Below are 3,759 nucleotides of genomic sequence, written 5' to 3'. Positions count from 1 at the left end.
HTSTAATTATTTTTTTCATTAATTATTTACCTCCATATATTAAAAATATACCTAATTTTAGGTATATTTTATAAATATCAAGAGTTTTCGACAAAATTAAAGAATATTATTGACTAAATTAAAAAAACATCATATGATTAATATTGAAAAATGTTAAAGTAGCTAATGCTCACCTATGCCCTTTAGTATGGTTAATAGGTTTTACAAGATAAAATTAAAGTTTTTAATGATTATATTTTAATCATTTAAGAAGATAATTCTTGTTAATGAAAGCGCTACTTTTGAGCGTTTTTTTAATTAATTAAAATGGAGGTATTGGATGAATCAACCCACTAAAAACAATAAAAATATCGAGCAAGTAAATTATGATATTAGAGCACGTGAAGTTTTAATTATTTTAGATGATGGTAATAAAGTTGGTCCTTTAGGGCGAAATGAAGCAGTTCGTTTTGCTGAAGAAAAAGGTTTAGATTTATTGTTAGTATCAGCTGCTTCAAATCCACCGGTAGCAAAATTGGTTGATTATGGAAAATATAAATACGAACAAAAGAAAAAAGAAAAAGAAAATAAGAAAAATCAACATGTAACTGAAAATAAAGAGATGCGTTTACGAACAGGAATTGGTGAACATGATTTGGAATTTAAGGCAAAAAAAGTGCGTGAATTTCTAACTGATGGGAACCGTGTTAAAATTTCTTTAAAGTTTCGTGGTCGAGAAGTTGCAAGACCTGAACATGGCAAAGAAACATTAGATAAATTTTTTAGTTATATTGAAGATTTGGCAAAGATTGAAAAAGAACCCCAGTTAAATGGCTTGTTTTTAGATATGTATGTTGTACCAAAAAAATAATTAATTAAATTAACTTTTAAAAGAAAAGACAAGGAGGAAAATTTATGCCAAAAATGAAAACGAAAAAATCTTTAGCAAAAAGAGTTAAAATAACAGGAACAGGAAAATGAAAGATTGCGCATGCATATACTTCACATTTAGCCCAAAATAAAACAACAAAACAAAAACGTCATTTACGTAAAGCTGGTTTAATGGACCAAACTGATCAGAGTCGATTAAAACAACTATTACAAGGATAAAAAAAGAGAAGGGAGTATTAACAAATGGCAAGAGTTAAAGGCGGACCAACAACAAGAAAACGTCGTAAAAAAATTATTAAAGAAGCAAAAGGATATTTTGGAACAAAATCAACGCATTACAAAAAAGCAAAAGAACAAGTAATGAAATCATGAGCGTATGCTTTTCGTGATCGTAAGCAACGTAAAAAAGATTTTCGTTCATTATGAATCCAAAGAATTAATGCTGCAGTACGTGAACATGATATGTCGTATTCACAATTTATGAATGGTTTAAATAAAACTAACATTGAAGTAAATCGTAAGATGTTATCAGAATTAGCAATTCATAATTCAAGTGAATTTAAAGTGTTAGTAGAAAAATCAAAACAAGCGTTAAAAAATTAACAAAACTACTTTTCAGAAAAGTAGTTTTTTATTTTAATATTAAGTCCGTTTTCTTATCTTGGATTTTTTATGATGAGTTGCTAATTGTTTTAATTAAGCATAAAATATTAACAAACATAAGGGGAAGAATGAAAAATGTCAGAAAAATTATCGTTAAAAGAGCAAGTTGAGATTTTACCAACTAAACCAGGATGCTATTTATTTTACAATAATTATCATCAAGTATTATATGTTGGAAAGGCAAAAAACTTACGAAGTCGTGTTAGTTCTTATTTTAACAAAGTGTATAATTATAAAACAACCCGCTTAGTTCAAGAAATAGTTCGTTTAGAAACAATTATTACGAAAACTGAAAAAGAGGCACTAATTTTAGAACATAATTTAATTAAGCAGTACAAACCAAAATACAATATTTTGTTAAATGATGATAAACATTATCCTTATATTGTAATTACAAAAGAAAAAGACCCTCAATATTTGTATGTTCGTAATGTTCATCAAAAATATGCTCGCTATTATGGACCATTCCCAGAAGGGAGTCATGCGCGGGAAATTATTAAAGTCTTAGAACGATTATATCCTTTACGTCGTTGTAAAGGAAATCTTAGAAAACCTTGCCTTTATTATCATATTAATCAATGCTCAGGTGCTTGTTTTAAATCAGTTCCTTCAAAGTATTATACAAAAATGATTAAAAAAGTTCATAATTTTTTTAAAGGTAATTTTACTGAAACAAAAAAACTACTAGAGAAACGAATGTTTCAAGCCGCAGATAACTTACAATTTGAAGAAGCACATAAATTAAAAGTTTTAATTCGAAACTTAGATTGAACTTTATCATCACAAACAGTTGAAATGTTAAATCAAAATGATGATTTAGATGTGATTAGTTTATATCAAACTACTGAGCATTTAGTGTTAACAACTTTATTTTATCGTGCTGGAAAATTAAGCTATAAAGATTATGAATATTATCATCTTGATTTTGCTGAAGATTACCAAGAATTATATCGTTTATATTTGCAAAATATTTATCAAAAAAATATTTTACCCACAAAAATAATTGTTAACGAAGCAATTGCATTACCAGAATTAAACTTGTTATTTGATAATCGTGTTTTTCATCCTAAAACACCAATTGAAAAAACAATTATGAAATTAGCGACTGAAAATAGTTATGAATCTTATGTCCAATACCAGACAACTGCCCAACGAGAATTAAATAATGCTGAAGTTTTAAAAGAGTTACAAATGCTTTTAGGTTTATCAGAATTACCATATTTAATTGAAATGATTGATATTGCTAATATTAATAATGAGTTTGTGACTGGTGGGGTTATTGTTTATAAAAATGGTCGTCCATCACGAAATGATTATCGTAAGTATAATTTAGAAATTCCATATGAAGATGATACGCACCGTATTGCGGCGGTTGTTGCTCGTCGTTATCAAAAGATTATTCAAGATGAACAAGCCCTTCCCAATTTAATTATTATGGATGGTGGGATTCAACAAGTTAATGCTTGTTTAAAAGAACTAGCAAAATTAGATTTATCAATTCCCGTGATTGGTTTAGTTAAAAATGATCATCATAAAACTGACCATTTACTTAATTTAAAAAAAGAGAAAGTATATTTGGATAAAAGTAGCCGTTTATTTTTATTTTTAACAAGAATGCAAGATGATGTTCATAATTTTGCAATTACTAGTTTTCGCCGCCGGCAAACAAATGCTTTGACAACAAGTATTCTAGAAACAATCACATGGTTTGGAAAACAACGAATTAAATTATTAAATCACCATTTTGAAAGTATTGGTGCAATTCAAAAAGCAAGTGATGCTGAATTATATCAATTATTGCATAATAAAAAACTTATTGAAAATTTAAGAAAATTTTTGGAACATTTTGGTAAATAACTTTTTTTGGTATAATAATTAAGTACAGAATTAAACAATGAAAGGAGTAGAGAATTATCCATCGAGTCCAACGAAAAGATTTATTATTAGCATATTTGTGTCAAAAACTTTTTCACGAAATGAATCATGTTATTGAATATGTTCGAAAATATAATATTTCAGCAACAACTGCGCGCCGTGATTTAAAAGAACTTGAAAGTGAAGGAATTATTACAATGTATTATGGTGGTATTAATTTTTTAGGAGTTCATAATAAAACATGTAATAGACTTCTTGCATAACCTAGTTATTTTAAAATTCCTATAAAATATATTTAAAATAGAAATTATAGGAATCTAAAATTATGAAATTTGATAAATTTGATTTAAT

5 protein-coding genes are annotated in these 3,759 nt (G+C 27.1%); all 5 read left to right on the top strand.

Going from position 1 to position 3,759, the window contains the following annotated elements:
• The first annotated feature begins 319 nt into the window (after nucleotides 1–319).
• Nucleotides 320–850: a translation initiation factor IF-3 gene (gene infC / locus EHV01_RS03900; protein WP_422066285.1), complete on the top strand. Its 531-nt coding sequence runs from the start codon at nucleotides 320–322 to the stop codon at nucleotides 848–850.
• Between the two features lie 44 nt (nucleotides 851–894).
• Nucleotides 895–1,089 carry a 50S ribosomal protein L35 gene (gene rpmI, locus EHV01_RS03895; protein WP_126820923.1) on the top strand — a complete coding sequence of 65 codons (195 nt, stop codon included), beginning with the start codon at nucleotides 895–897 and terminating at the stop codon, nucleotides 1,087–1,089.
• 24 nt (nucleotides 1,090–1,113) lie between these two features.
• On the top strand, nucleotides 1,114–1,473 hold the full coding sequence (gene rplT / locus EHV01_RS03890) for a 50S ribosomal protein L20 (RefSeq protein ID WP_422066284.1): 360 nt from the start codon (nucleotides 1,114–1,116) through the stop codon (nucleotides 1,471–1,473).
• Between the two features lie 135 nt (nucleotides 1,474–1,608).
• Nucleotides 1,609–3,390 carry an excinuclease ABC subunit UvrC gene (uvrC, locus tag EHV01_RS03885; RefSeq protein ID WP_422066283.1) on the top strand — a complete coding sequence of 594 codons (1,782 nt, stop codon included), beginning with the start codon at nucleotides 1,609–1,611 and terminating at the stop codon, nucleotides 3,388–3,390.
• Nucleotides 3,391–3,443: 53 nt separating this feature from the next.
• Nucleotides 3,444–3,671: a DeoR family transcriptional regulator gene (locus EHV01_RS03880; RefSeq protein ID WP_422066286.1), complete on the top strand. Its 228-nt coding sequence runs from the start codon at nucleotides 3,444–3,446 to the stop codon at nucleotides 3,669–3,671.
• Nucleotides 3,672–3,759 lie beyond the last annotated feature (88 nt).

Origin of the sequence: Spiroplasma sp. hy2 (genome assembly GCF_044714365.1) — a bacterium.
Taxonomy (GTDB): Bacteria; Bacillota_I; Bacilli_A; order Mycoplasmatales; family Mycoplasmataceae; genus Spiroplasma; species Spiroplasma phoeniceum.
This window is presented reverse-complemented; position numbering and strand designations above follow the sequence as displayed.